Annotated in this window: 19 protein-coding genes; 5 read left to right on the top strand and 14 right to left on the bottom strand. The window is 63.4% G+C overall.

Annotated features, from left to right (window positions below; all coding sequences use genetic code 11):
- Positions 1-23 precede the first annotated feature (23 nt).
- Together ACQ66J_RS11375 and nadC are read left to right on the top strand one after the other, a co-directional pair.
- Positions 24-1,547: an L-aspartate oxidase gene (locus ACQ66J_RS11375; RefSeq protein ID WP_430431720.1), complete on the top strand. Its 1,524-nt coding sequence runs from the start codon at positions 24-26 to the stop codon at positions 1,545-1,547.
- Positions 1,548-1,550: 3 nt separating this feature from the next.
- Positions 1,551-2,396, top strand: a complete 846-nt coding sequence (gene nadC, locus ACQ66J_RS11370; protein WP_430431719.1) for a carboxylating nicotinate-nucleotide diphosphorylase — start codon at positions 1,551-1,553, stop codon at positions 2,394-2,396.
- Here nadC and ACQ66J_RS11365 read toward each other — a convergent pair.
- The 6 genes from ACQ66J_RS11365 to ACQ66J_RS11340 all read right to left on the bottom strand — a co-directional run bounded on the left by ACQ66J_RS11365 (position 2,393) and on the right by ACQ66J_RS11340 (position 10,502).
- Positions 2,393-2,956, bottom strand: a complete 564-nt coding sequence (locus tag ACQ66J_RS11365) for a hypothetical protein (protein WP_430431718.1) — start codon at positions 2,954-2,956, stop codon at positions 2,393-2,395. The two genes, nadC and ACQ66J_RS11365, sit on opposite strands and share 4 nt — an antisense overlap.
- Positions 2,957-3,019: 63 nt before the next feature.
- Complete coding sequence (locus ACQ66J_RS11360) at positions 3,020-3,799, bottom strand: cell wall hydrolase (protein ID WP_430431717.1); 780 nt, start codon at positions 3,797-3,799, stop codon at positions 3,020-3,022.
- 190 nt (positions 3,800-3,989) lie between these two features.
- Entirely contained in the window at positions 3,990-6,656 is a 2,667-nt protein-coding gene (gene ppdK / locus ACQ66J_RS11355; protein ID WP_375549660.1) for a pyruvate, phosphate dikinase, read from the bottom strand.
- A 53-nt stretch (positions 6,657-6,709) separates the two neighbouring features.
- Positions 6,710-8,983, bottom strand: a complete 2,274-nt coding sequence (glyS, locus tag ACQ66J_RS11350; RefSeq protein ID WP_430431716.1) for a glycine--tRNA ligase subunit beta — start codon at positions 8,981-8,983, stop codon at positions 6,710-6,712.
- A gap of 29 nt (positions 8,984-9,012) precedes the next feature.
- Positions 9,013-9,615 carry a glutathione S-transferase family protein gene (locus tag ACQ66J_RS11345; RefSeq protein ID WP_430431715.1) on the bottom strand — a complete coding sequence of 201 codons (603 nt, stop codon included), beginning with the start codon at positions 9,613-9,615 and terminating at the stop codon, positions 9,013-9,015.
- Positions 9,612-10,502, bottom strand: a complete 891-nt coding sequence (locus tag ACQ66J_RS11340) for a glycine--tRNA ligase subunit alpha (RefSeq protein ID WP_430431714.1) — start codon at positions 10,500-10,502, stop codon at positions 9,612-9,614. The genes ACQ66J_RS11345 and ACQ66J_RS11340 overlap by 4 nt, the downstream gene beginning before the upstream one ends.
- A gap of 313 nt (positions 10,503-10,815) precedes the next feature.
- On the opposite strand from ACQ66J_RS11340, the gene ACQ66J_RS11335 reads away from it, so the two are divergent.
- Positions 10,816-11,193, top strand: a complete 378-nt coding sequence (locus ACQ66J_RS11335; protein ID WP_430431713.1) for an endonuclease domain-containing protein — start codon at positions 10,816-10,818, stop codon at positions 11,191-11,193.
- A gap of 123 nt (positions 11,194-11,316) precedes the next feature.
- Here ACQ66J_RS11335 and ACQ66J_RS11330 read toward each other — a convergent pair whose 3' ends face one another.
- Genes ACQ66J_RS11330 through ACQ66J_RS11315 form a run of 4 tightly spaced genes read right to left on the bottom strand, consistent with a single transcriptional unit; the run spans position 11,317 to position 13,300 of the window.
- Positions 11,317-11,463: a hypothetical protein gene (locus tag ACQ66J_RS11330; protein WP_430431712.1), complete on the bottom strand. Its 147-nt coding sequence runs from the start codon at positions 11,461-11,463 to the stop codon at positions 11,317-11,319.
- Positions 11,464-11,465: 2 nt separating this feature from the next.
- Entirely contained in the window at positions 11,466-12,311 is an 846-nt protein-coding gene (locus ACQ66J_RS11325) for a S49 family peptidase (protein WP_430431711.1), read from the bottom strand.
- A gap of 39 nt (positions 12,312-12,350) precedes the next feature.
- Entirely contained in the window at positions 12,351-13,082 is a 732-nt protein-coding gene (locus tag ACQ66J_RS11320) for a tRNA1(Val) (adenine(37)-N6)-methyltransferase (protein ID WP_430431710.1), read from the bottom strand.
- Entirely contained in the window at positions 13,079-13,300 is a 222-nt protein-coding gene (locus tag ACQ66J_RS11315) for a DUF2007 domain-containing protein (RefSeq protein WP_375549667.1), read from the bottom strand. The genes ACQ66J_RS11320 and ACQ66J_RS11315 overlap by 4 nt, the downstream gene beginning before the upstream one ends.
- A 214-nt stretch (positions 13,301-13,514) precedes the next feature.
- Here ACQ66J_RS11315 and ACQ66J_RS11310 point away from each other — a divergent pair, with 214 nt between their 5' ends.
- On the top strand, positions 13,515-14,450 hold the full coding sequence (locus tag ACQ66J_RS11310) for a polyprenyl synthetase family protein (RefSeq protein ID WP_430432253.1): 936 nt from the start codon (positions 13,515-13,517) through the stop codon (positions 14,448-14,450).
- A 57-nt stretch (positions 14,451-14,507) separates the two neighbouring features.
- Positions 14,508-15,632 carry a M14 family metallopeptidase gene (locus ACQ66J_RS11305; protein ID WP_430431709.1) on the top strand — a complete coding sequence of 375 codons (1,125 nt, stop codon included), beginning with the start codon at positions 14,508-14,510 and terminating at the stop codon, positions 15,630-15,632.
- Between the two features lie 145 nt (positions 15,633-15,777).
- On the opposite strand, the gene ACQ66J_RS11300 is transcribed toward ACQ66J_RS11305, so the two are convergent.
- Genes ACQ66J_RS11300 through ACQ66J_RS11285 form a run of 4 tightly spaced genes read right to left on the bottom strand, consistent with a single transcriptional unit; the run spans position 15,778 to position 21,064 of the window.
- A complete protein-coding gene (locus ACQ66J_RS11300) occupies positions 15,778-16,788 on the bottom strand; it encodes a hypothetical protein (protein ID WP_430431708.1) in 1,011 nt (336 codons plus the stop codon).
- A complete protein-coding gene (locus ACQ66J_RS11295) occupies positions 16,785-17,663 on the bottom strand; it encodes a 4-(cytidine 5'-diphospho)-2-C-methyl-D-erythritol kinase (RefSeq protein WP_430431707.1) in 879 nt (292 codons plus the stop codon). Before ACQ66J_RS11295 ends, ACQ66J_RS11300 begins: the two co-directional genes overlap by 4 nt.
- Before the next feature lie 10 nt (positions 17,664-17,673).
- Positions 17,674-19,377, bottom strand: coding sequence for a tetratricopeptide repeat protein (locus ACQ66J_RS11290; RefSeq protein WP_430431706.1), 1,704 nt, complete (start codon positions 19,375-19,377; stop codon positions 17,674-17,676).
- Between the two features lie 13 nt (positions 19,378-19,390).
- On the bottom strand, positions 19,391-21,064 hold the full coding sequence (locus ACQ66J_RS11285) for an electron transfer flavoprotein-ubiquinone oxidoreductase (protein ID WP_375549672.1): 1,674 nt from the start codon (positions 21,062-21,064) through the stop codon (positions 19,391-19,393).
- Between the last annotated feature and the right edge of the window lie 99 nt (positions 21,065-21,163).

Genomic DNA, 21,163 nt, shown 5'->3' with positions numbered 1-21,163 from the left:
GCGTTTTCTTCTGTGGTGATGCTTTGACCCACCCCCTCCTCATAGTCGGTGCCGGGATCGCCGGGTTGTGGACGGCTTTGAAGGCCGCGCCCCAGCCTGTGGTGCTGCTGACCGGTGCGCCGCTGGGGCACGGCTCTTCAACCGGCTGGGCGCAGGGCGGGGTGGCGGCGGCGCTGGGGCCGGACGATAGCGCAGCGCTCCACGCCCAGGACACCGTTCTGGCAGGCGCCGGGCTGGTGGATGACGCCGCCGCCATGGTGCTGGCGAGCGCGGGCGCCAGCGAAGTGCGCGCGCTTTATGAGCTGGGCGCGGGATTCGAAAGGACTGAAGACGGCGGCTGGGCGCTGTCGCGCGAAGCCGCGCACAGCGTGGCGCGGGTCGCCCGGATGAAAGGCGATCAGGCGGGGGCGGGCATCCTTCAAACCCTGATCGAGGCCGTGCGCGCGGCCGACCATATCGAGATCAAGGACGGTTGGCGCGCTGAAGGCTTGCTGCCCGACCTCAAGGATGGCTGCGCCGGCGTGCTGGCGCGTGATCCGGACGGCGCGCTTCACCGGCTTGAAGCTCAGCACACCGTCCTCGCCACCGGCTCCATTGGCGGGCTCTATGCGGTCACCACCACGCCCTGGACCAGCCAGGGTCAGGCCATGGTGATGGCGGCGGAGCTGGGCGCAGTGATCCGCGATCCCGAATTTGTCCAGTTTCACCCCACCGCCATTGATATTGGTCGCGATCCCGCGCCCCTCGCCACCGAAGCCTTGCGCGGCGACGGCGCCATTCTGGTCGACCGATCCGGCCATCGCTTCATGCCGGACGTGCATGAGCTGGCGGAGCTGGCGCCGCGCGACGTGGTCGCCCGCGCCGTTCACGCGCAGAATCTGTCCGGCAAGGGCGCGTTCCTTGATGCGCGCGAGGCGATCGGCGCCGCCTTCCCCGACCATTTCCCGGCTGTGTTCAAAGCCTGCATGAGTGGCGGCATAGATCCGCGCACAGACCCGATCCCCGTCGCCCCGGCCGCGCACTATCATATGGGCGGGATCGAGACCGATCTGGACGGTTCTACCGGCGTTCCCGGCCTGTGGGCGGTGGGCGAATGCGCCTGCACCGGCGTTCACGGCGCAAACCGTCTGGCGTCCAACTCGCTTCTGGACGGGCTGGTGTTCGGCCATCGCGCCGCGAGAGCCATCACGCGCGCGCCAGCACGAGCGATGTCAGCGGGTGTCGCTGAAGCCCCGCCTGAACTGCCCAATGACGCGCTGCAGACCCTGCGCGCCGCTATCAGCGCCCAAGCGGGCGTGATCCGCACCGGCGCGGGGCTGAACCAGCTTCTCAGCCTGATTGACGCGCTGCAGGCTGAACACGGACCTGCGCCCGCCCTGATCGCGGCGCGGTTTCTGGCCGTGGGCGCGCTCCAACGCGAAGAAAGCCGCGGCGGGCATTCCCGCACGGACTTCCCCGCGCGCCATGGCCTCGCCCAACCCACGCGCCTGCGCGTAGATGATATATCCAATGCGAGCCTGAAACCCTGCAAAGCCGGAGCCGCCTGAGCCATGATCCCTCGCCTGCCGCGCCATTTGATCCACGCGCTTGTCACCCGCGCGCTCGATGAAGATCTGGGCGGGCGCGGCGATATCACTTCGCTCGCGACCATTCCAGCCGACAAGAACGCCAATTTCGTCATCAAGAGCCGCGCCCAGGGCGTGCTGGCCGGCCAGCAACCCGCCGACGCCAGTTTTGATCTGGTGGACCCGGAGGTTTCGGTCACCTGGCGCAAGCATGATGGCGACGCGCTGGAACCCGGTGATGTGGTCGCCATTGTAGACGGCCCGGCCTTAGGCATTCTGACCGCAGAGCGCCCGGCGCTGAATTTTCTGGGCCGGATGAGCGGCATCGCCACCCTCACCCATCACTATGTCGCCGCCATCGCCGGCGCCGGCGCGGTGATCGCCCACACCCGCAAAACCACGCCGGGCCTGCGCGCGGTCGAGCTGCAGGCGGTCCGCGCGGGCGGCGGCGCCTCTCATCGCTATGGGCTCGACGACGCCATCTTGATCAAGGACAACCATGTGGCCGTGTGCGGCGGCGTGGAAGAAGCGGTCAAGCGCGCCCGCGCCTTCGCCGGGCACATGACCCGCGTCGCGGTCGAAGTGGATCGGCTCGATCAGCTGGAAGAGGCGCTCTCAGCGGGCGCGGAAAGCGTGCTGCTGGATAATTTCAGCCTCGAAGATCTGCGCGCCGCGGTGCTGCTCACCGATGGCCGCGCCATTTTGGAAGCGTCCGGCGGCGTCACTCTCGACACGGTTCACGCCATCGCCGACACGGGCGTGGATGTGATCAGCGTGGGCGCCCTCACCCATTCCGCCCCCAATTTTGATCTGGGGCTGGACGAGGGTTAAGCCGCGAGCCAACGCCGCATCTTCGGAAACGGCGCAAGCTCAGACGGATCGCCAAAGGGCGGCGGGGCGGCGCAGAACCCTGACTGCGCCAATCCCAGAACCCCCGGAAACAGGCCTTGCGCCACCTGCATCATGACCAGCTGCGGCGATCCGCCATGCTGGCCGCCATAACCTTGTTCCCAGAACACGCACTCCGGCGACACGCCCGCTTCAAGCGCAGCGGCATAGGACCAGGCGATGGCCAAAGCTTCCGTGCGGCGGAGAATATTGGCCTCCACCTCAGACACTTTAAGGTCGGGATCGTCGATCAACGCTGCAGCGCAGGCGTCGATATCGCCGTCCACCCGGCCGCGAAGCCGGGCTGGCGTCACCGCAAGATGCCCCGCCTCATGCAGGATATCGCCTGGAGAGCCGAGCTGATCGGGGTCAATCTCAAGCGCGCCCTGACGCACCGCCACGCCGGGCAGGAAGCTGTCTGAGGCAAGCTGAGCGCGTGTGAGCGGCAAGCCGATCTGACCGAGAAAGCGCTCTATCGGCGCCAGAGATTCGGGATGCCGCATACTCGCCCCACACGACTTAATCGGAGCGACTTTAGGACGTAGCGCGAGCAGGCGCCAGCGCGCTTACGCTTCGCGTTCCGCCAGCAAGCGGCGCTCAGACCGGTTGGGGAAGCGATAGAAGATGTGCGAGCCGATCCGCCGGGTGCGCACCAGGGAATCATTCCAGTGCGGGTCCACGGCGGTGGTGTGATAATGGGTGGCGCGGTTGGTGACCGGACGGGCGAAGCCCATCAGCGCGTGGTCCGCCACATTCTGCGCGCGATCCCAACCCCGACCATAGGGCGCTGACCCCATCGAGCCATCGCAGGTGAAGGTGAACTGGCAGCCGGTCCGGCGCTCAGCGCCTTGATAAACCACGCCGCAAATCGTGTTGGGGTAAGCGCGGTGGCGACTGCGATTGATCACCACTTCGGCCACGGCCATCTGCCCGGCCAGGGTTTCACTGCGCGCTTCGTAATAGATCGCCTCGGCCAGGCAGCGGCGCTCACGCGCTGCGTTGCGGGCGGCGTCCAGATCATTGAGATCAAAGGCGCTGACGCGTTCAATCGCACGCTGGACCAGCACGGCGCCCTGCTCATCGTCGGTACCAATTTCAAACGACGCAAAGCTGAACGGGACATCATCCAGTTGCGGCGCGCGCGATTGCTCAAAGTCGAGGAACTCAAGCGCCAGTTCGCGCAATTCGCCCGCTTGATCCTGCTGCTGGGCGCGCTCGGGCGCCAAGCTGACACCAGCCGCGATCACGACGAAGGCCGCAATCATGCCGATCCCGGCCAGAGCGCTTTTCGCGCGAAGCAGAAGTGTCGAAAGCGTCAAACTGTCATACTCCAGGGCCGGCGCCATCTATCAAGCGTCTCGTCCCCCGCAAGAACAAGACCATCGCATCGGACTTGGTTGCCCACATGCTAAGAGTGGTGGGCCTGGACGAAGCCGGGGTCAATACAGATCGGCCATGTCTGAAATAAGGCAAGGGTCCGCCCCTTCAAGAGAAAAGACGGACCCGGCATTATTCGGCAATGACTTAAGCGCCGGTTCAGGCCTGGGCTTTCAGCGCCGCCTGCGCCGCCGCCAGACGCGCGATCGGCACGCGATAGGGCGAGCAGGACACATAATCGAGCCCAGCTGATTCGCAGAAATGGATCGAAGCGGGATCGCCGCCATGCTCGCCGCAAATCCCCAGTTTCAAACCGGGACGGGCGGCGCGGCCGCGGTCTACGGCGATCTTGACCAGATCGCCCACCCCGTCCTGATCAAGCGAAACGAACGGGTCTTTCTCGAAAATGCCCGCTTCCAGATAATCGCCCAGGAACTTGCCGGCGTCGTCGCGCGACAGGCCGAATGTGGTCTGGGTGAGATCATTGGTGCCAAAAGAGAAGAACTCGGCGTGGGCGGCGATATCGCCGGCGCGCAAAGCGGCGCGCGGCAGTTCGATCATGGTGCCGATCAGGTATTTCGGCTTCACGCCGGTTTCGCGATCCACGTCATCCGCGACGGCTTCGACGCGCACTTTGAGGATTTCGAGCTCTTTCGCGGTGGCGACGAGCGGGATCATCACTTCAGCGACCGGTTTGACGCCGGTTTCCTTCTCCACCAGAGCCTGCGCTTCGAAGATCGCGCGCGCCTGCATCTCGTAGATCTCAGGGAAGGTGATGCCCAGACGGCAGCCGCGATGGCCCAGCATGGGGTTGGATTCTGACAAATCCTTGGCGCGCTGCCACAGCCCTTCCACCGGCAGGCCGGTGGCTTCAGCGACCGCATGCACATCCTCTTCGGTGTGCGGCAGGAATTCATGGAGCGGCGGATCCAGCAGGCGGATTGTGCACGGGCGATCTTCCATGATGCGGAAGATCTCTGCGAAGTCGTCGCGCTGCATGGGCAGGATTTTCGCCAGTGCGGCCACCCGGCCCATCTGGTCTTCCGCCAGGATCATCTCACGCACGGCGGCGATGCGATCCGCATCAAAGAACATGTGCTCGGTGCGGCACAGGCCGATGCCTTCAGCGCCGAATTCCTTGGCGGTCTGAACATCGGCGGGGGTTTCGGCGTTGGTGCGCACTGTCATGCGGCGCGCCTTGTCCGCCCATTCCATCAACGCCGCGAAATCGCCGGTCATTTCCGGCTTGATCATCGGGGCTTCGCCCATCAGCACTTCACCGGTGGCGCCGTCCACGGTGACGATATCGCCATCCTTGATCACCCGGCCGCGGGTGGTGAAGGTCAACGCTTCGGTGTCGATGCGGATTTCGCCCGCGCCGGACACGCAAGGCCGGCCCATGCCGCGCGCCACAACAGCCGCGTGACTGGTCATGCCGCCACGCGCCGTGACGATGGCTTGCGCCGCATGCATGCCGTGAATGTCTTCAGGGCTGGTCTCCACGCGCACCAGGATGACTTTTTCGCCCTGGGCGGCGCGGGTTTCCGCTTCGTCTGCGTCAAACACCACAGCGCCGGACGCCGCGCCCGGGCTGGCGGGCAGGCCCTTGGCCAGCACGTCGCGGGTATAGCTCTCATCGATGGTGGGGTGCAGCAGCTGGTCAAGCTGGGTCGGGTCGACGCGTAGCACGGCCTCGTCTTCGGTGATCAGCTTTTCAGCCACCATGTCCACAGCGATTTTCAGCGCGGCCTTGGTGGTGCGCTTGCCGTTGCGGGTCTGCAGCATCCACAGACGGCCCTGCTCGACGGTGAACTCGATGTCCTGCATGTCGCGGTAATGGTTTTCGAGATTGTCGAAGACCTCGGTCAGCTGGGCGAACACGTCCGGCATGGCCGTTTCCATGGACGGCAGATGATCATTCATCTTGATGCGCATGGATTCGGTCAAGCATTGCGGGGTGCGGATGCCCGCCACCACGTCCTCGCCCTGCGCATTGATCAGAAACTCGCCGTAATAGCCTTTTTCGCCCGTCGACGGATCGCGGGTGAAGGCCACGCCGGTGGCCGACGTATCGCCCATATTGCCGAACACCATGGCCTGGATATTGACCGCCGTGCCCCAGCTGGAGGGGATGTCGTACATGCGGCGATAGGTGTTGGCGCGGTCATTCATCCACGAGCCGAACACCGCCCCGATCGCGCCCCAGAGCTGGTCGCGCGGATCGGTGGGGAATGGAAAATCAAGCGCGCGCTTCACGGCGGCCTTGTACTCGACGATCACCTCTTCCCACTCTTCAGCGGAAATTTCGGTGTCCAGCGAATAGTCGCGCTCTTCCTTGAAGGTCTCAAGGATCTCTTCAAAGGTCGCGTGCGGCACGCCCAGCACCACATCGGAATACATGGTGATGAAGCGGCGATAGCTGTCGAGCGCAAAGCGGCGATCGCCCGAAAGCTTGGCGAGGCCCTCAGCCGTCTCGTCATTGAGGCCGAGGTTCAAAACCGTATCCATCATGCCCGGCATGGAGGCGCGGGCGCCCGAGCGCACAGACACCAACAGCGGGTTGGACGGATCGCCAAAGGTCTTGCCGACCTTGGTTTCCAGCGCCGCCAGCGCGTCCTCCACCTGGTCATTGAGATCAGACGGATAGCTGCGGTCGTTCTCATAGAAGGCGGTGCAGACCGCCGTCGTGAGCGTAAAGCCCGGAGGCACCGGCAGGCCGAGCTTGGCCATTTCCGCCAGGTTCGCGCCCTTGCCGCCCAGAAGATTGCGATCCTCGCGGTCGCCATCTGCAGAACCGCCGCCGAATGCATAGACCCACTTGGTCATGGGGCTCACCTTCCTGATCGTCAAAACGGAGAAAAGAGCAGACGCCCCCGCGCCTACCCTTCCAACCGTGAGAAATCCGCCACTTGATCGGCCGCCGCGCGAATCCGCGACAACAGCAACAATCTATTGCGACGCACCATATCGTCTTTGTCATTTACGACAACCGCCTCGAAGAAGGCGTCGACCGGTTCGCGCAGCTGCGACAGCGCCGACATGGCGCCTTCAAAGTCTTCCGCATCCAGAGCAACCGAGGCCACTTCGTCCGCGCCTTCAATGGCCGCGATCAAAGCGCGCTCTTCAGCCGCCTCTGCCGTCTTGGCGATGGCGATCATCAGGGCGGCGTCATTATCCACGTCTGACGCCGCAACGGCTTCAGCGCGAGCCGAGGCCAGATCGAAGCCCTTCTTCTCTTCCGCCGCCAGAATGTTCGCCGCCCGGCGATAGCCCTGCAGCAGCGCCTGACCATCGTCTGAATTCATGAAGGCCTGCAGCGCGCGGGCTTTCTTGGTGACGCGCATCAGATCGTCATCACCCAGCGCGAACACGGCGTCTATGACGTCATATTTCACGCCCTCATCCTTGAGGTGGACTTTCAAACGGTCGGCGAAAAAGGCGAGGATATCGAGAGATAGGTCAAATGCCGCTTGTAGAGCTTCCGGCGAAACCGCACTCTCAATAGCTTCATCCCAATTGCTCACGTTCAGCGACAATAAAGAATTTGCTTCTTTTTCAGACAGCACAAGTTTTTCATGCTGATCTATAGCGAGTTCTTGAACCTTTAGACGCTGCACCAAGGCAATCGCGACACGAACTCTAGGCAAAGCCTTTACCGTGATGGAATGAATTCCATGACGAGCATCCAGCGCCTGCAAAATCCGGATCACCCCCAGCGCGGCGCGGCGCAAGGCGAACGGGTCTTTGGAGCCGGTCGGTTTTTCATCAATCGCCCAGAAGCCCACCAGCGTATCGAGCTTGTCCGCCAATGCGACAGCGGCGCTTACCGGCGCGGTCGGCACGGCGTCTGACGGGCCTTGCGGCTTGTAATGGTCCTTGATGGCGTCGGCGATCTGGGGATCAAGGCCGGCGTCGAGCGCGTAATAGCGGCCCATCGCGCCCTGAAGCTCGGGAAATTCATAGACCATCTGGCTGACAAGATCGGCTTTCGCCAGACGCGCGGCCTTTTCGGCCATGTCCGCATTGGCGCCCACCACCGGCGCCAGCTCGCGCGCCAGCTTGGCGACGCGTTCGACCTTGTCCGCCACCGTCCCGAGCTTTTCGTGGAAAGTGACCTTGGACAGCTCAGGCGCCATCGCCTCAAGCCCGGTCTTGCGATCAAGATCCCAGAAATGGCGGGCGTCTGACAGGCGGGCGGACAGCACGCGGGCATTGCCCGCCGCGATGGCTTTACCGCCATCGGGCGCGTCCTGATTGGCTAGCACCACGAATTTAGAGGTCAGTTCACCGGTCTTGGGGTCGCGCACCGCGAAATATTTCTGGTGCGTCTTCATGGTCAAGGCGATGACTTCAGGCGGCAGGTCCAGGAAGTCCGGGTCCATATCCCCAAGGATCGGCGCGGGATGCTCCACGAGCCCCGTCACTTCTTCCAAGAGCCCCTGATCCTCCATCAGCTCGAGCCCCGCGTCTTCACAGACGCGGCGGGCGCCCTCGAGCACCAATTGCTTGCGTTCTTCGCGGCGCAGGATCACGCCGTTTGCGAGCAGCTTGGACTCGTAATCGGCAAAGTCAGACACGTCGAACGGGCCTGAGCCGTGCACGCGGTGGCCGTCTGTGGTCTTGCCCGATTGGATGCCGAACACTTCCGTGTCGATCACCTCACCGTCCAGAAGACAGATCAGAGAGCGCAGCGGACGCACCCAGCGTTGCGCCTTGTCGCCTTCGCCAAACTTCATGGATTTGGGCCAGGGGAAAGACTTGATGATCTCCGGCACGGCGTCTGAAATCACTTGGGCGGTTTCGCGTCCCGGTTTTTCGATGACGGCGATATAGAAGCTGCCCTTCTTGCCCTCTTCGATCTTGCATTGATCAAGGCTCGTGATCCCGGCGCCGCGCATGAAGCCTTCAAGCGCTTTTTCCGGCGCATCGGTGCGCGGGCCCTTACGCTCTTCGCGCACGTCAGCGGTTTTGAGCGGCAGGCCTTCGATCACCAGACCCAGACGGCGCGGACCGGAGAAAGCCTCAAGGCTGTCCCAATCGAGGCCCACCTCTTTCAGGCGCTCAGACATCAGGCGTTTAAGGTCGTCCTCGGCACGCGCCTGCATGCGCGCGGGGATTTCCTCGCAGAAAATTTCAAACAGAAACTGGGCCATGGGGAGATGCGGTACTCGAAAAATCTAAATCAGGACGGCATGTCAGCGAAGGCGCGCTGGAAGGCGGGCCGTTCGGTGATCCGCTGTGCGTAGGCGGTCAGCGCCGGGGTCTTCGGGAACATGTCGAACTGGATCGCCCAGTTCACCGCCCCACCTACGATCAGGTCGGCGGCCGTGAACCAGTCGCCGAACAGATACGGGTTCGCCAGCGACAGGCGATCTTCGAGCACTTTCGCCACCAGCTGGACATTGCCCCAACCCGCCGAGCGTTGATTGGTTTCAAACTTCATGCCCGCCTGATACATGGCCGGCTCGATGGAGGCCGCCTGAAACACGATCCAGCGCAGATATTCGCCGCGGCGCGGGTCATCAATTCCCGGCGCCAGATCGGCGTTGTCCTTGTACTTGTCCGCCAGATAGAGCGCGATGGCGACGGTTTCGGTGACCACGGTCTCGTCATCGACGATCACCGGGATCTTGCCCATCGGATTGAGCGCCATGAAGGCGTCCGACCGCATGGAGCCGTCCTCGTAATCGACCATTTTCAGATCATAGGAGACGCCCAGCTCTTCCAGGAGCCAGCGGGTCATCACGGCCCGCGATTGCGGGTTGTAGTACAGATGCACGGTCATGCCGCGGCCTCCTCGCGTAGTTTCTCAAGCTGGACCCAGGCATTGGCGCAGCCTTTGGCCAGTTCGCGCACCCGCGCGATCCAGCTGGCGCGCTCAGCCACCGAAATCGCCCCGCGCGCATCCACCAGATTGAACAGATGCGACGCCTTCAGGCACCAGTCATAGGCGGGCAGCGGCAGCGGGGTGTCCAGCGCCAGCAGGGCCTGACACTGGGTTTCTGCGTCGCCGAACCATTTGATCAGCATGTCCACATCGGCATGCTCGAAATTGAAGGCCGATTGCTGGCGCTCGTTCTCCAGAAACACGTCGCCATAGCTCATGCCGGCGCCGTTGAAATCGAGGTCGTAGACGTTTTCGACGCCCTGCACATACATGGCGAGGCGTTCGAGCCCATAGGTGAGCTCGCCGGAGACCAGCTCCACATCCATGCCGCCGACCTGCTGGAAATAGGTGAACTGGCTGACTTCCATGCCGTCGCACCAGACTTCCCAGCCCAGCCCCCAGGCGCCCACGGTGGGGTTCTCCCAGTCATCTTCCACAAAGCGCACATCATGCAGCTTGCGGTCGATGCCGATGGCGTCGAGCGAGCCCAGATACAATTCTTGCAGATTGGCCGGGCTCGGCTTCAAGAGGACCTGAAACTGGTAATAATGCTGCAAGCGGTTGGGGTTCTCGCCATAGCGGCCATCCGCCGGACGGCGCGAAGGCTGCACATAGGCCGCGCGCCAGGGCTTGGCGCCCAAGGATCGCAGCGTCGTCGCCGGGTGCAGCGTGCCCGCGCCCACTTCACTGTCATAGGGCTGCAAAATGGCGCAGCCCTGATCCGCCCAATAGCGTTGAAGGGTCAGGATCAGATCCTGAAAACTGGGGGCTTTGGAAGCGGTCATCGCGCAGCGGGTCCGGTCGTCAAAAGGTCAGGGACAGGGGCGCAAGCCCCCAGACTTGAAATCGCGCGCGACACTAGGCCCGCCAGCGCCCCCGATCAAGCAAGAGGGGCGGTTGGGACGAGACGCCGCAACGCTACCCCTCTCCCCCTTGATCAAGGGGGAGAGGCCGGGTGAGGGGGTGCGGTTCAATCTGTGAGGCCTGAGCCGGATGAAACGCCGCTCACCCCTCACCTAACCTCTCCCCTCAAAAAGGGGAGAGGGATTGGGTTGGCGCGGCTTCCAGGTTGTCCTCTTTTCCCGATAAAGTGCGCACATGGCTGGCAAGAAACCCATTGCGACTGCACGTCGATTGCGCCGCGACATGACAATAGCAGAGCGCACGCTCTGGTCCCTCCTCAGGCAACGGCCAGAGGGACTAAAGTTTCGCCGCCAACATCCGGTCGGCCCATATGTGGCCGATTTCGCCTGCCCCGAAATTGGTCTGATCATCGAGCTCGATGGCGGCCAGCATAATCGTCCCGCTCATCAGCTGCGTGACCAAAGCAGAACGGATTGGCTGGAAAGCCAGGGCTGGCATGTCCTGCGGTTCTGGAACACGCAGATCTTTGAAGCGCCGGACATGCTGGGCGATCAAATCCTAGGGACCGCCATCGCTCTCAAACGCGCCAAACGCTTCCCCTCTCCCCCTTGACCAAGGGGGAGAGGCCGGGTGAGGGGGTGCATCTCAATCTATGAGACATGAGAGGGATGAAACGCCGCTCACCCCTCACCTAACCTCTCCCCTCAAAAAGGGGAGAGGGATTGGGCTATGGCCCTACTCCCGCCCGTCGCGTTCCAGCTTGCGGCGCACCGCTTCCGCCGCCGCGTCCGCGGTCTTGTCGCGGCGGGTTTTGGCGGGTTTGGTGAGGAAGATGAAGGCCACCACCGCGCCCGCCGCCAGTAGAAGCGTAATCTCCATCATGGCTAGAGCCCGAAGCGCGCCCAGGCGGCGCGCAGTTCCACGCCGTCGAGCGCCACGCCGAACAGGCGACTGAGCGGGCCCTGGCTGGCGGGGGTGAAGACTTTTGTGCGCGTCTCCTTGCCATAGCGCAATTTCAGCACGCTGCGCAGATCGCCGATCTCATCGGCGATGCCGTTTTCGATCGCCTCGGTTCCGGTAAAGACCGAGCCGTCAAACAGCTCTTCGCCCTTTTTCGGTTTCAGCGTCTCGCCGCGGCGCGCTTTCACCAGCGCGATGAACTGGCCATGCACGGTTTCAAGCAGGCGCTCCATGCGCTGTGTCTGCTGCTCGGTTTCAGGCGAGAACGGATCGGCCATCAGCTTGCTTTTGCCGGCGGTCTTCACCCGGCGCTCGACGCCCAGCTTTTCCATGGCTTCCGTGAAACCGAAACTGGCGTTGATCACCCCGATCGAGCCGATGATGGTGGCGGGATCCACAAAGATCTCATCGCCCGCCACCGCCAGGAAATACCCGCCCGACGCCGCCACATCTTCACAGAAGGCGAGGACCGGCTTGTCCTTCTCCACCGCCAGCGCACGGATGCGCTCATGGATCAGGCGCGACTGGACCGGGCTGCCGCCGGGCGAATTGATCAGCAAGGCGACCGCGGGCGCGTCCTTGATCGAGAAGGCGCGCTCGATCTGCTTTTCCACCCGCTGCAGGTTCAGGGCGTTGGCGTTACGCCCGCCTGACAGGATCATGCCTTCCAACCGGATCACCGGCACCAGCGGCGTGTCCTGTCCCAGAAGTTGGCGGATGGTCTTTTGCGCCTTCGCCCAGGCCGTCATCAGGGTGTCTTTTGCTGACATTCTTTGTCTCTCCAACCAGATGGAGAACAGTTGGGGGCTTTAGCGGCGCAAGGCAAGGCGGCGCTCACCTCGGAAGATCGCGTCAGCCTCAGGCGTGAAGCTCGATCCGCCCGCCTCATGCAGGGTCAAAGGCGGTCGAAGCTCAAGCGGCCCCTTGCCGGTCTTGATCGCCTGCACCAGCACGCGCTTGGCGGGCTCGCCGGCTCGCGGTTGAATAGGCAGGATGACGACCGCGCCCGCCCGCCCTTTCAGTGCGAGAAGCAGGTCATCGAGCCGGTCAGCGCGCTGGATCACGGTGATCACCCCGCCCGATTTGAGGCGTTTGAGCCCCGCCTCCATCCAGGCCTCAAGCCCGGCGTCCGACATCCAGGCGGGCGCTTTGCCGCTCTTGGGCGCCCGCAAAGCGGTGGGGTCATCAAAGAAGGGCGGATTGAAGAACACCGCGTCCAGCTCCCGCGCGGCCTTGACGCTCAAGGCATCGCCCTCGGTCACCGCGACCCGGTCTTCAAATCCGTTCAGCACGATATTGCTCTGCGCCAGAGCGGCCGCTTCAGGATCCCGCTCGATCCCGGTCAGGTGCGCCTCTGGATAAAGCGAAGCCGCGCTCAACAGCGCTGCGCCCGCGCCGCATCCAAATTCCAGCGCGCGCTGGCCCGGCTTCAGCCCCAGCGCCGCCGCCAGCACCGCTGCGTCCATGCCGGCGCGATAGCCGTCTTCAAGCTGGTGCAGGTTGATCTTGCCGCCCAGAAAGGCGTCCGGCGCTCGGGTCACTGTTCCGCATCGTCCTTGAGCGCATCAATCAGCATGGACTTGGCGCGATCCGCGTCCTGCTCACGGACCAGAATCCGCCGCTTGATCCAGGGCAGCGCCCCGCCAAAGGTCGAGGAGGTCTGCTCATCCAGCGTCACCGCCTCGATCCCCGCCTCTTTGAGAATCGCCTGGGCGAAGCTCAGTTTCACAGGATCGTTTGTCGCCAGCACTTCGATCATTTAGGTCTCCGCCCTATATGGTGTTGAGGCATAATGAACCATCCAATGCGTTCGCACAGCGTCATGTGCTTGCCGCGTCATGGGGCGCCACCTATTGTGCGGCGCGCTGAACGAGAACATCAAGGGGCTCGGGGTGAACGGACTCCCTCAGGCAGATATTCCGGCAGAACCGGTCAATCCGGTGATCCGGCTGGCGACGCTCGCCAGCGATGACATGGCCGCTGTTGAGGCCGTGATCGAAGAACGTATGGCCAGCGCCACCCATTCGATCCCGCAAACCGCCGACTATCTGGTCGCCGCGGGCGGCAAGCGCATCCGGCCGCTGATCACCGTCACCGCAGCCCGCATGCTGGGCTATGAGGGCGCGGGCCATGTGTCGCTGGCGGCGGCGGTGGAATACATCCACTCTGCGACGCTGCTGCATGACGACGTGGTGGATGAAAGTGAGCTTCGCCGCGGCAAGGCGCCCGCCAACGCCGTCTGGGGCAACGCCCATTCGGTTCTGGTCGGAGATTTCCTGTTCGCACGCTCCTTCATGATGATGGTGGATGCGGGCTCGATGGATGCGCTTCATGTGCTGAGCCGCGCCGCGTCCGTGATCGCCGAAGGCGAGGTGCGCCAATTGGCCGCCGTGCGCAATATCGACATCACCCGCGCTGAATATATGAGCATTATCGACGCCAAGACCGCGGCGCTGTTCTCGGCCGCCGCCCAGGTGGCGCCGATCCTTCACGGTTCTGACAAGGCGGTTGAGGACGGGCTGGAGACCTATGGCCGCGAGCTGGGCCTGGCGTTTCAGCTGGTGGACGACGCGCTTGATTATGGCGGCATGGCCGCAGAGCTGGGCAAAAACACCGGCGATGATTTCCGCGAAGGCAAGATCACCCTGCCCGTGGCGCTGGCGCTGGAAGCGGCGGACGACACCGAACGCGCCTTCTGGAAACGGGTGATCAGCGATGGCGACCAGTCAGATGCTGATTTTGATCAAGCGCTCGCCATTCTGACAAAGCATGGCGCGCTTGACGCCACGCTGGAGGCCGCCCGCGCTCACGCTGCGAACGCGGTCAACGCGCTGAACGTCGCGCCTCGCAATGAGTGGACAGAGGCGCTGGCCGCCCTGCCCGAGTTCGTTGTGGAACGCGCATACTGATCCTTGAGGGCGGCGCAGAGCCGCCCTTTTCACATCTTCCCCAGAAAGAGGTTCGCCATGCGCATCTCCAGCCAGTTTGATTCGGGCAATATCATTGTGAAGTCCGCTTCCGATCTCAAGGACATTCGCCTTGAGATCCGAAAGGACCAGGGCTCGGACTTCTATCAATGGTTCCATTTCCGCCTGTCCGGCGCGAAGGGCCAGACCTGCCGCATGGTGATCGAGAATGCTGGCGGCGCAGCGTATCTCGACGGCTGGGACGGGTATCAGGCGGTGGCGTCCGAAGACCGCGAGCATTGGGAGCGGATCGAGACATCTTATGCCGACGGCGCGCTGACCCTCTCCCTCACCCCCGATGCGGACGCCGTCTGGATCGCGTATTTCGCGCCCTATTCCATGGCCCGTCATGACGCCCTGATCGCCGCCTGCCAGGCCGATCCACGGGTAACGCTCGACGTGATCGGCGAAACGCTGGACGGTCGCGACATTGACCGCCTGATCGTGGGCGAGCCGGGCGACGGCAAGAAGACGCTGTGGATCACCGCGCGCCAGCACCCCGGCGAAAGCATGGCGGAATGGGCGGCGGAAGGGCTTCTCGAGCGCCTGCTCGATGACAATGACCCGGTGGCGCGCGATCTTTTCTCAAGGGCTGTCTTCCACATCGTGCCGAACATGAACCCGGACGGCTCGTTCCGCGGTCATCTACGCACGAACGCCAAGGGCGTGAACCTTAACCGCGAATGGGACAAGGCGAGCGCCGAGAACTCCCCTGAAGTCAAATGCGTGCTCGACGCCATGGAGCAGTCCGGCGTCGATTTCTTCCTCGACATGCATGGCGATGAGGGCCTGCCCTATAACTTCATCGCGGGCGCTGAAGGCGTTCCAGGCTGGACGCAGAGCGATCAGACAAAGCTCGACGGCTACAAATCAGAGCTCGAGCGCTTCAACCCCGATTTCCAGACCGAATTCGGCTATGACGTGGATGCGCCGGGCGAAGCGGACCTGTCGATCGCCACGCACTGGATGCGCCATCATTTCAACTGCCTCGCCATGACGCTGGAAATGCCCTTCAAGGACAGCGCGATCACGCCCGACGAGATCTATGGCTGGTCGGCGGAGCGCTCGATGAAGCTCGGCGCCAGCCAGCTCGACGCCATCCGCGCGATGCTGGACCGGCTTTAGGCCCTATCACGCTGAGGAATCAGCTTCACAATTGTTATCCCGGCCTTGAGCCGGGATCTACTGCAGGCGTGTCTGTGATCAGAACAGAGCGAATCCGGTAGATCCCGGATCGCTTCGCGTCCGGGATGACGAAGCGGTGAGCGATCTACCGCCCCACAGCCCGCCCCACCGACACGTGAAGCGCGGTCAGGATCACCACCCAGAGCGCGAACACCATCGGCACGGCGCCATCCGTCATCTGGGCGGCGATCAGGCCTGTGAGCCCGATCAACGCGGTCAAGCCGCCATAAACAAGCGCGATCGCCTGATGGCTCCAGCCGCTATCGATCAGGCGCTGATAAGCGTGCTCACGGTGGGCTGAGAGCGAAAACCGGCCATGCCGCGCCCGGCGGAGCAGCGTCAGCAATACATCCGCCAGGAACACCAGCACGAACAAAGGCGCGAGCCAGAGCGTGCCGGAAAAACCGTGATTGACCAGCGCCAGCGCCCCGCCCGCATAAAGCGCCCCGGCCCCCAGCGCGCCCACATCGCCCGCGAACAGTTTCGCCGGCGGCCAGTTCAGCATCACGAAGCCAACAAGGCTCGCCGCCAGCACCACGCCTGCGATGACGCTGGTCATCACGCCTGCAGCCAGCCCGGCGACGCCCAAGGCGATCCCGGCGGGGATCATCACCGCAGCAAGGATGCCGTCCGAGCCATCCATGAAGTTCGCAGCGTTCACGACCACGAATACAAATAACGCCGAGCCGATCCAGCCAATGAGCGTCGGCAGCGCAAAACCCAGCTCATAGGTCAGGCCAATACGGGTGACAGGTCCGGCCGCGGAAACCATTGCGGCACAGAAGACGATGAAGGAGACGAGCTTGAGCCGTTCATCGAGGACAAACAAATCATCGAGAAACCCCAGAAGACCGAACAGCGCCGTCACGATCAGAACGCCCCCCAGCGCCGATGCGCCCAGGGGAAAAGCGCTGGCGACCAGCGCTCCGGCGCCCACGCCCGCCAGAACGCCCACCCCCCCGCCACGCGGCGTCGGGGTTTTATGACTGGAGCGGGCGTTCGGCAGATCGAGCACGCCGCCCTTTAAGACCAGCACAGACACGATGAAGCTGATCAAAGCGGCGCTCAGCGCCATGGCGATCAGAGCGCCGCTCACGCTGCGCCTCCAAACACGACGGCGCGACTGGTCCAGCCCGGATGATCGCTTGCGATCAAACGGGCGGCCCTGTCTGCTGACTCCGGCGTTTCAAAGAACGCAAAACAGCTCGCGCCGGAGCCGGACATGCGCACAAGACGCGCGCCAGGCTGGCGTTTCAGCGCAGCCAGCGCGCTCTCGATCACCGGACAGTGCGCAATCGCGGGCGCTTGAAGGTCATTGCCGTCCAGCGCCAGACGGTTGAGCGCCGCCTCCAGATCGCCCGCCAGCATGGGCGCCCCGGCTGACAGGGGCTGCGGCGATGTTGCGTCATAAGCTTTGAACACCGGGCCGGTCGGGACCGGCGCGCCGGGATGCACGATCACGCCATGAAGCGCCGGCCAGGCGATCAGCGGCGTCACGCGTTCGCCGACCCCCTGCATCCGCAAGGGACGAGCATGCACGCAGGCGGGCACGTCCGCGCCAACCACCGTGCCGATCTCGGCGAGCTGTTTGATGGAAAACCCCAGATCCCAGACCCGGTTCAAGACCCGGAGCGCCGCCGCCGCGTCCGATGATCCGCCGCCAAGCCCCGCCGCAACCGGTAAATGCTTGTCCAGCGTCAGATGCGCGCCCAGCTCAGGCTGGTCCGCAGCCGCGCGCAAGGCGTAAGCGGCTTTCAGCACCAGGTTTTGCGGATCAGACTGCAGCCCCTCCGCCCCCGGCCCGGTCAGGGAAAGCGTCAGGGTGTCTGCAGGATATGCGCTCAGCGTATCGCCCCAGTCCGCGAACACCACAAGGGAGTCGAGCGGATGGTAGCCGTCAGCGCGCGGCGGGCCGACGCGCAGGCTGAGATTGACTTTGGCGGGGGCGAAATCTGTAGCTGCGTCTGTCATGACGCCGCTCTCATGGCAGATCGGGCGGCCCGGCGTCCAGTCCCAGCTCCAGCCGTCGCTCGATCAGAACGCGCTCATCGTCATCCAGGTCCAGCTCCAGCGCGCGGCGCCATTGGAACTCCGCCTCCAGCTGACGCCCGGCGGCGGCGTAGGCGTCGCCCAAATGCCAGTTATTGGTGGCGCTGTCAGGGCTGAGGGTCACCGCACGTTCCAGCCAGTAGATCGCATCGGTGAGATTGCCGAGCTTGTAATGCCCCCAGCCCAGCGAATCCACAATCGCGCCGTTGGACGGATCCAGCGATACGGCCCGCTGGACCATGTTCAGTCCCCGCTCGAGCTGCTCGCCCTTCACGATCAGATTATAGCCCAAATGGTTGAGCACCAGCGGTTCGTCCGGCGCGCGTTCCAGAGTGTGCTCGAACAAAGGTTCTGCCACATCCCATCCCTCGACGATTTCGGTGCAGGCCGCCTGATAGAACAGATACCGCCAATCCGCTTCGCCGCGGTCTTCGCGCGCCTGCTCAATCACATTGGCGTAGATGGGTATGGCGTCGCTGCAGCGATCCGTCACCCGGAGCATGTCCGCCAGCAAGAGCTGGTGCGGGATTGTCGGGTTCTGCTCGACGAGCGCGCGCGCCTCATCCACCAGGCTCTCGTCCTCCTGCATCCGGAATTGCAGCCAGATGCGGTTCATCTGAACGCCTTCAGACAACGGGCCGTCTTCGATTTTGGCGTATTCAGCCAGCGCCGCCTCTTGCAAGTCGAGGCTGTCGAGCATTTGCGCGATGGTCAGGGTGTTATAGTGAAACTCGGGATCCAGACGCTGAATCACGCGTAGGAACATCACGGTAAATTCGCCGCCCGCCCGATTGCTGACGATTGAGGCGGGCGGGAAAAGCGCCCGTGCGGCCGCTTCACGCGGGCGCAGCAAACGGGGCGGACGGCCGCCGCGATCCACACGCGCCAGCGCCGCTTCAACATCAGGGCGCTCGACAGACCGGATCTCCATGGCGCTTTCATACAGCGCGCGCGCCTCAGCCGAACGCCCCTGCCGCTCCAGAAACGCGCCATACATCAAAGTATTGAATGAGATCAGACCGGGCATGCCAGCGCGGGCGTTCTGATAGGCGGCGTCCGCCGCATACGCCTGGCCCAGATGCTCCAGAACCAGAGCGCGGTGCAGCCAGTGCTCGGCAGAGGGCATTTGCGACGCGTTCAAACGCATCTCACTGCGCGCCCAAGACACTTCCTCGCCTCGCGCGATAGCGTCCCAGTCTTGCAAAATCGTCGTGACGAGGTTTGAAAACACGCCGACGACATTGGTCTCCGGCTCAACCGCTTCGCGGCCGCGCCCCAAGGTCAGCGCGCGCCAGTAGAGGTCGGCGATCTGAGCGGTCTCGGGGTCATTGGCGGCCTGTTCAGCCACTTGATCGGCGCGCTCGAAATCTCCCGCCACCAAAGCGGCGAAAAAGGCACGCTGCGAGATCAGGGAGGAGTCCGGCGCCTTGTTCAGCGCCTGGGCGTACAGCTCCGAGGACGATTCAAGATCGCGAGCCGCCCCCGCATAACGCGCCGCCAGATAAGAGCCGTAAACCGAGCGCTCTTCCTGACCAAAGCCGGCATCGGGCAGGCTGGCGCACGCGCTCACGCTCAATCCCAGGCCGAGGGCCAGGAATGAGGTCAGCGCGGCGCGAAAGCCGGTGATGGGGCGCATCCTCGCCCCGCCCTTACATATTCGGATAATTGGGACCGCCGCCGCCTTCAGGCGTGGTCCAATTGATGTTCTGGTTGGGATCCTTGATGTCGCAGGTTTTGCAGTGGACGCAGTTCTGCGCATTGATCACGAATTTCGGCTCTCCGCCTTCGTCCGGCGTGACCCATTCATAGACCGCCGCCGGGCAATACCGCGCGGACGGGCCGCCATAAACATCATACTCGGACGACTTTTGCAGCGCCGGATCCTTGAGCTTGAGGTGGATCGGCTGGTCTTCCTCATGGTTAGTGTTTGAGATGAACACCGAGGACAGACGGTCAAAGGTCAGAACGCCATCAGGCTTGGGATAGTCGATCTGCTTGCACTTGTCGGCGGGCTTTGTCGCTTCCGCGTCGGTGCCGCCATGACTGAGCGTGCCGAAGATCGAGAAACCGAACAGATAATTGGTCCACATGTCCAGGCCGCCCAGCGCCACGCCCAGAACCGTGCCGAACTTCGTCCAGAGCGGTTTGGCGTTGCGGACGGTCTTGAGTTCTTTCTTCACCCAGGACGCGTCATACGCCTCGGCATAGGCGCTCAGCTCATCGCCCTGACGGCCTTCAGCCAACGCATCAAACGCGGCTTCGGCGGCCATCATGCCGGTCTTCATGGCGTTATGGCTGCCCTTGATGCGCGGCACGTTCACAAAACCGGCTGAACAGCCGATCAGCGCGCCGCCCGGGAAGGTCAGCTTGGGCACGGACTGATAGCCGCCTTCAGTGATGGCCCGCGCGCCATAAGACAGACGCTCGGCGCCTTCAAAGATCGGCGCGATGTCGGGATGGGTCTTGAAGCGCTGGAATTCGCCAAACGGGAACAGATGCGGGTTCTTGTAGTTGAGGTGAACCACAAAGCCGACCGACACCAGATTGTCGCCGAAATGATAGAGGAAGGAGCCGCCGCCCGTGGAATTGTCCAGCGGCCAGCCCATGGTGTGCTGCACCCGGCCCTTCTTGAAATTCTCCGGCTTGACGCGCCAGAGCTCTTTCATGCCGATGCCGAATTTCTGCGGGTCGCGACCTTCGCTGAGACCGTATTTGTCGATCAGCTGCTTGGACAGCGAGCCGCGCGCACCTTCGCCGATCAAGGTGTACTTGCCGCGCAGCTCCATGCCGGGCTGATACATGTCCTTGTGACCGCCATCGCGCGCCACGCCCATATCACCGGTGATCACGCCTTTGACGACGCCGTCTTCCTCGATGAACTGGTCGGCGGGGAAGCCGGGATAGACTTCGACGCCCATGGCTTCGGCTTTTTCAGCCAGCCAGCGGCACATATTCGCCAACGAGCCGACATAACAGCCATGATTGTGCATGAAAGGCGGCATGCCGAAGCCCGGAATCGTCGCCGATCCCGCTTCGCCCAGCGCCATGAAGATGTCTTCGGTGACTTCCGTGTCGAAGGGTTGGCTTGGGTCGTCGCGCCAGTCCGGCAGCAACTCATCAAGCGCCTTGGGGTCAAACACAACGCCTGAGAGGATGTGTGCGCCGACTTCCGATCCTTTTTCAAGGACGGCGATGGACAGATCCTGTCCGGTTTCTTCGCAGCGTTGTTTCAAACGAATCGCCGCCGCAAGACCGGCTGGGCCAGCCCCTGCGATGACCACATCGTATTCCATGGATTCGCGCTCAATCGACCCGTCGGCCATGTCGTCTCCTCAAGTCTCAGCCCCTGCAACGCTCATTCGCTGGCGCCGCATTCTCTTTCGTATTAACCCAGGCTTGCGTTATGAGCTAGGGTGAAGCCT

Origin of the sequence: Oceanicaulis sp. (assembly GCF_965284345.1) — a bacterium.
Taxonomy (GTDB): Bacteria; Pseudomonadota; Alphaproteobacteria; order Caulobacterales; family Maricaulaceae; genus Oceanicaulis; species Oceanicaulis alexandrii_A.
Note: the sequence above shows the minus strand (reverse complement) of the source record. Positions and strands in the feature narration are given on the sequence as shown.

Excerpts from the sequence above, each read along its gene's own strand:
- ACQ66J_RS11325 (WP_430431711.1), bottom strand. The coding sequence starts at position 12,311 with ATGTCAGCAAAAGACACCCTGATGACGGCCTGGGCGAAGGCGCAAAAG.
- ACQ66J_RS11330 (WP_430431712.1), bottom strand. The coding sequence starts at position 11,463 with ATGATGGAGATTACGCTTCTACTGGCGGCGGGCGCGGTGGTGGCCTTC.
- ACQ66J_RS11285 (WP_375549672.1), bottom strand. The coding sequence starts at position 21,064 with ATGGCCGACGGGTCGATTGAGCGCGAATCCATGGAATACGATGTGGTC.
- ACQ66J_RS11340 (WP_430431714.1), bottom strand. The coding sequence starts at position 10,502 with ATGACCGCTTCCAAAGCCCCCAGTTTTCAGGATCTGATCCTGACCCTT.
- ACQ66J_RS11360 (WP_430431717.1), bottom strand. The coding sequence starts at position 3,799 with ATGGCGCCGGCCCTGGAGTATGACAGTTTGACGCTTTCGACACTTCTG.
- ACQ66J_RS11295 (WP_430431707.1), bottom strand. The coding sequence starts at position 17,663 with ATGACAGACGCAGCTACAGATTTCGCCCCCGCCAAAGTCAATCTCAGC.
- nadC (WP_430431719.1), top strand. The coding sequence starts at position 1,551 with ATGATCCCTCGCCTGCCGCGCCATTTGATCCACGCGCTTGTCACCCGC.
- glyS (WP_430431716.1), bottom strand. The coding sequence starts at position 8,983 with ATGGCCCAGTTTCTGTTTGAAATTTTCTGCGAGGAAATCCCCGCGCGC.
- ACQ66J_RS11310 (WP_430432253.1), top strand. The coding sequence starts at position 13,515 with ATGGCCGCTGTTGAGGCCGTGATCGAAGAACGTATGGCCAGCGCCACC.
- ACQ66J_RS11345 (WP_430431715.1), bottom strand. The coding sequence starts at position 9,615 with ATGACCGTGCATCTGTACTACAACCCGCAATCGCGGGCCGTGATGACC.
- ACQ66J_RS11315 (WP_375549667.1), bottom strand. The coding sequence starts at position 13,300 with ATGATCGAAGTGCTGGCGACAAACGATCCTGTGAAACTGAGCTTCGCC.
- ACQ66J_RS11365 (WP_430431718.1), bottom strand. The coding sequence starts at position 2,956 with ATGCGGCATCCCGAATCTCTGGCGCCGATAGAGCGCTTTCTCGGTCAG.
- ACQ66J_RS11335 (WP_430431713.1), top strand. The coding sequence starts at position 10,816 with ATGGCTGGCAAGAAACCCATTGCGACTGCACGTCGATTGCGCCGCGAC.
- ppdK (WP_375549660.1), bottom strand. The coding sequence starts at position 6,656 with ATGACCAAGTGGGTCTATGCATTCGGCGGCGGTTCTGCAGATGGCGAC.
- ACQ66J_RS11305 (WP_430431709.1), top strand. The coding sequence starts at position 14,508 with ATGCGCATCTCCAGCCAGTTTGATTCGGGCAATATCATTGTGAAGTCC.
- ACQ66J_RS11290 (WP_430431706.1), bottom strand. The coding sequence starts at position 19,377 with ATGCGCCCCATCACCGGCTTTCGCGCCGCGCTGACCTCATTCCTGGCC.